This window comes from Roseateles sp. P5_B10, from assembly GCF_056400485.1.
In genome coordinates this window covers 1-4,213 of the sequence record NZ_JBFULE010000462.1, presented here as the reverse complement: position 1 = coordinate 4,213, position 4,213 = coordinate 1, and the positions used below count along the sequence as shown (strand labels likewise).

6 protein-coding genes are annotated in these 4,213 nt (G+C 66.1%); 5 read left to right on the top strand and 1 reads right to left on the bottom strand.

Annotation, left to right across the window (positions count from 1 at the left end; translation table 11 throughout):
* A partial coding sequence (locus tag AC1DU6_RS21910; protein WP_477859582.1) for a DsbA family protein occupies nucleotides 1-212 on the bottom strand: 212 nt, incomplete at its 3' end.
* A 106-nt stretch (nucleotides 213-318) separates the two neighbouring features.
* Between AC1DU6_RS21910 and yghU the strand changes: the two genes are divergently transcribed.
* The 5 genes from yghU to AC1DU6_RS21885 are packed head-to-tail and all read left to right on the top strand — an operon-like array spanning nucleotide 319 to nucleotide 4,175.
* The gene (yghU, locus tag AC1DU6_RS21905) at nucleotides 319-1,200 is read left to right on the top strand and encodes a glutathione-dependent disulfide-bond oxidoreductase (protein WP_477859580.1); all 882 of its coding nucleotides are present in this window, start codon (nucleotides 319-321) and stop codon (nucleotides 1,198-1,200) included.
* On the top strand, nucleotides 1,197-1,826 hold the full coding sequence (locus AC1DU6_RS21900; protein WP_477859578.1) for a glutathione S-transferase family protein: 630 nt from the start codon (nucleotides 1,197-1,199) through the stop codon (nucleotides 1,824-1,826). The genes yghU and AC1DU6_RS21900 overlap by 4 nt, the downstream gene beginning before the upstream one ends.
* 36 nt (nucleotides 1,827-1,862) lie before the next feature.
* On the top strand, nucleotides 1,863-2,201 hold the full coding sequence (locus AC1DU6_RS21895; protein WP_477859576.1) for a hypothetical protein: 339 nt from the start codon (nucleotides 1,863-1,865) through the stop codon (nucleotides 2,199-2,201).
* Nucleotides 2,202-2,259: 58 nt separating this feature from the next.
* Nucleotides 2,260-2,685, top strand: a complete 426-nt coding sequence (locus tag AC1DU6_RS21890) for a hypothetical protein (protein ID WP_457323316.1) — start codon at nucleotides 2,260-2,262, stop codon at nucleotides 2,683-2,685.
* On the top strand, nucleotides 2,682-4,175 hold the full coding sequence (locus AC1DU6_RS21885; protein ID WP_477859574.1) for an ATPase domain-containing protein: 1,494 nt from the start codon (nucleotides 2,682-2,684) through the stop codon (nucleotides 4,173-4,175). The genes AC1DU6_RS21890 and AC1DU6_RS21885 overlap by 4 nt, the downstream gene beginning before the upstream one ends.
* Nucleotides 4,176-4,213: the final 38 nt, after the last annotated feature.

Sequence of the window (4,213 nt, the reverse complement as noted above, 5' to 3'; positions counted from 1 at the left end):
GTGCCGGCCAGCGCCGCGGGGCTGGCACCGTATTTCTCGGCCAGGTGCTCCTCGATGTCCTGGCCCTCGGGTTTCATGCCGGGGTTGAGCTCGAAGGGGTGGAAGTGCAGGTCCAGTTCCAGCCCAGGGATGCGGGCCGCCGCCGCTTCCAGCGAATACAGGCCGATGGCACACCAGGGGCAGACGATGTCGGAAATGAAGTCGATGCGCATGGGCGGCATTTTCGCTGGCATCGAGATGCCCCTCTGGTTTGCAGGCTTGCGAGGTGTGACCGGCTTTTGCGCTAGCGTTGCCGGGTTTGCATCCTGGAACGCCTGCATGACCGATCCGACAACGACCGACTACATCCCGCCCCAGGTCTGGACCTGGGACAAGGCCAGCGGCGGCCAGTTCGCCAGCATCAATCGCCCCATCGCCGGCGCCACCCATGACAAGGCGCTGCCCGTTGGCCGCCATCCGCTGCAGCTGTATTCGCTGGGCACGCCCAATGGCGTCAAGGTCACCGTGATGCTGGAGGAACTGCTGGCGCTGGGCCACACCGGCGCCGAATACGACGCCTGGCTGGTGCGCATCAACGAGGGCGAACAGTTCGGCAGCGGCTTTGTCGAGGCCAATCCCAATTCCAAGATTCCGGCCCTGGTGGACCACAGCGGGCCAGAACCGGTGCGGGTGTTCGAGTCGGGCGCCATCCTTGTCTACCTTTCCGAAAAGTTCGGTGGCGCCTTCTTGCCCGAAGGTGGTGCGGCGCGCGCCGAGGCGCTGAGCTGGCTGTTCTGGCAGATGGGCAGCRCSCCCTTCCTYGGCGGCGGCTTCGGSCAYTTCTAYGCCTATGCRCCSACCAAGMWSGARTACSCCATCGACCGCTATGCSATGGAGGTCAAGCGCCAGCTCGATGTGCTGAACCGCCGGCTGGCTGAAGCGCCCTATCTGGCGGGCGAGGCCTACAGCATTGCCGACATGGCCATCTGGCCCTGGTATGGCGCGCTCGCCAAGGGGCAGCTCTACGGCGCCGGTGAGTTCCTGTCGGTGCAGGAGTACACCCACGTCATCCGCTGGGCTGACGAGGTCGCCCTGCGCCCGGCCGTCAAGCGCGGCCGCAAGGTCAACCGCACCTGGGGCGAACCCAGCAGCCAGCTGCACGAGCGCCACGAGGCCAGCGACTTCGACACCAAGACGCAAGACAAGCTGGCGGCGCCATGATCACGCTCTACGACTGCGCCACCGCGCCCAGCCCGCGCCGCGCGCGCATCCTGTTGGCCGAGAAGGGGGCGCCGCACGAAACGGTGCAGGTCGACCTGCGCAATGGCGAGCAGATGGGCGAGGCGTTCCGGCGCATCAACCCGCAGTGCACGGTGYCGGCGCTGGTGACGGAGGAAGGCGCCGTGCTGACCGACAACGCCGCGATTGCGGCCTACATCGAGGCGCGTTTCCCCGAGCCGCCGCTGCTCGGCCGCAGCCCGCTCGACAAGGCCGAGATCGCGGGCTGGCAGTGGCGCGTCGAGTTCGAAGGCCTGCTGGCGATTGCCGAGGCATTCCGCAACAGCAGCCCGGCCATGGTCAACCGCGCGCTGGCGGGGCCGCTGGACTACGCGCAGATCCCGGCGCTGGCCGAGCGCGGGCAGGCGCGGGTGCAGGCCTTCTTTGCGATGCTGAACGCGCATCTGGCGGAGCGCGACTTCATCGCCGCTGGCCAGTTCAGCATTGCCGACATCACGGCCGTGGTGGCGGTGGACTTTGCGCGGGTCGTCAAGGTCAAGCCCGGTGACGAGCATCCCCATCTGCGGCGCTGGCGAGCGGCGATGGAGATGAGAGGCACGATGGCGTAGGCCATCGATCACCGTCAGACATTGAAAGGCAGCACCATGGGAGCGGACGCATTCATCGCCTTCTACGGCATCAAGTTCGAGCTCGACCCTGACGACGAGGAGGGGCTTGACGCCTGCGATACGGGCAGCGATGTCCGTTGCCAGAAGGCGAGGTCGGTCGGGCTGGAAACCTACACGGGACGCATGACAGACGGTGAAGACTACTTCCTGTACATCGGCACAAGGCTGGCCTCACTGGGCATCGAGCATGATCAGTACGTGACGCAATCCGTCGAGCAGCTCTCTTCTCTCGCCGCTAACGTCATGGCCAAGCTGAGGGCGGCGGACTTTCCGCAGTCGCCCGAGCTTCACTTCCAGTTCATCGGTCAGTACTAGCCACGCGGGGGGGGGTACCATCCGTCAGTCCGCATTGCGGCAACTGATGGGGTCGTGCATGTCAACTGGACCGCAACATATCGAAGCGGTCCTGGCACGTCAGCTCGCAGAGGGCGCCAGTGCGGCGGTGATTGCCGACGCATCCTGTGAGGTCTGGCGCCGGATCGACGCCGCCTTGTCACCCATCGTCGGGCGCCATGGCGTTGCAGCGCTGCTCAAGCGCAGCCTGCACCTCACGCGAACCGCTCATCCTGCGCTGGCCGCCGCTGCAAATGCGGATGCCCGCCCTGGCGATTTCCGTGCATTGCGCGCGGTCCTGGCGGGTCAAGCCAGCGCCGAAGCCGCCGCGCTGAATGCTGCGTTGCTGAGTACCTTCTACGACCTCCTGTCCAGCCTGATCGGCGCCACGCTCACGGAGCGGCTGCTGGATCCCGTATGGGCACCCCCTTCCACCGACGCGCCCGCACAGGACTCCCAGACATGACCACCGCCAAAGCAACCATCAACCGCCTGGCCACAGGCGTGCAGGGCTTGGACCAGGTGCTGGGCGGTGGCCTGCCGGAGTTCTCGTTCAACATCATTGCCGGCCCGCCGGGCTGCGGGAAGACAACGTTGGCGCACCAGATGATGTTCGCGCKTGCCACGCCCGAACGACCGGCGCTTTATTTCACCGTGCTTGGCGAACCGCCGCTGAAGATGCTGCGCTACATGCAGCAATTCGAGTTTTTCGACAGCGACGAGGTCAACCGTTCGATCTACTTCATCAACCTGGCCGACGACACCGCCGCCGGGGATCTGGACAAGGTGCTCGAAAAGATCGTTGCTGCTGTCGAGCAGCATCGCCCCGGCCTGGTCTTCGTCGACTCCTTCCGCTCGGTCATGCTGGCCAGCCAGGGCAACGGCAACAGCTACATCACCTTGCAGCATTTCGTCCAACAGCTCGGCATGTTGATGACCAGCTGGCAGGCAACGACCTTCCTGATCGGCGAGTACTTCACCGACGCCGATCCCAACCCGGTCTTCACCGTCGCCGATGGTCTGATCTGGCTGCGCCAGAGCACCAAGCGCAACTCCGTCGTGCGCAACATGGAAGTCATGAAGTTGCGCGGTCAGGCGACTTCACCCGGCCTGCACACCTTCCGCATCGGTTCTGACGGCATCACCGTCTTTCCGCCCGTGCTGCAGTCGTTTCCGCCCGTCAATGCGGGCGCTGAAACAGGCGAGCGGCTCAGCATCGGCGTGCCCGACCTTGACGCCTTGATGGGCGGCGGCCTGCCACGCGGCTACTCACTGCTGGTGGCGGGGCCCTCGGGTTCGGGCAAGACCATCCTGGCCTCGGCCTTTCTTGCAGAAGGCGCACGGCGCGGCGAGACGGGCGTCATCGCCTCCTTCGAGCAGCGCCCAAATCTCTCGCGCACGCCGGTGGTGGCCGAGCTGGTCGGGAGCGGCCGCGTCGGGCTTGTGGACACGCAGGCGGCTGGCATGTCGGTCGACGAACTGTCGATTTTGCTGATCGCGGCGATCCAACGCCTGGGCGCGAGCCGCGTGGTCATCGACTCGCTGTCGGGCTTCGAGCTCGCGCTCGCGCCAACCTTCCGCGAGGATTTCCGCGAGTCGCTCGCGCGCATGGTCACCGCACTGGCCAGCACCGGCGCCACGCTGTTGATGACGTCGGAGCTGGAAGACCGCTATGAYGACCTGCGCTTCAGTCCCTATGGCACGGCCTTCCTGACCGACGCCATCATCGTGCAGCGGTATATCGAGGTGGCCAGCCGCCTGCAACGCGTGCTGGCCGTCGTCAAGGTCCGCGCCAGCGCGCACTCCAACGAGCTGCGCCTGTTCCACGTCAACGACGAGGGCATCCAGATCGGCGCAATGCTGGAGGGCTATGAAGGCCAGCTGGCCGGCCGGCCAACCCGCCAGGCAGGGGCTCCGGCGCCTCCTGCGTCATTTCGAGCACCGAAGCCGCCGTGAGCGACGACGCCCATCCGCCGCGGGCGCCACCTGCCCAA

Coding starts and splice junctions, on each gene's coding strand:
- AC1DU6_RS21895 (WP_477859576.1), top strand. CDS start 1,863: ATGGGAGCGGACGCATTCATCGCCTTCTACGGCATCAAGTTCGAGCTC.
- AC1DU6_RS21890 (WP_457323316.1), top strand. CDS start 2,260: ATGTCAACTGGACCGCAACATATCGAAGCGGTCCTGGCACGTCAGCTC.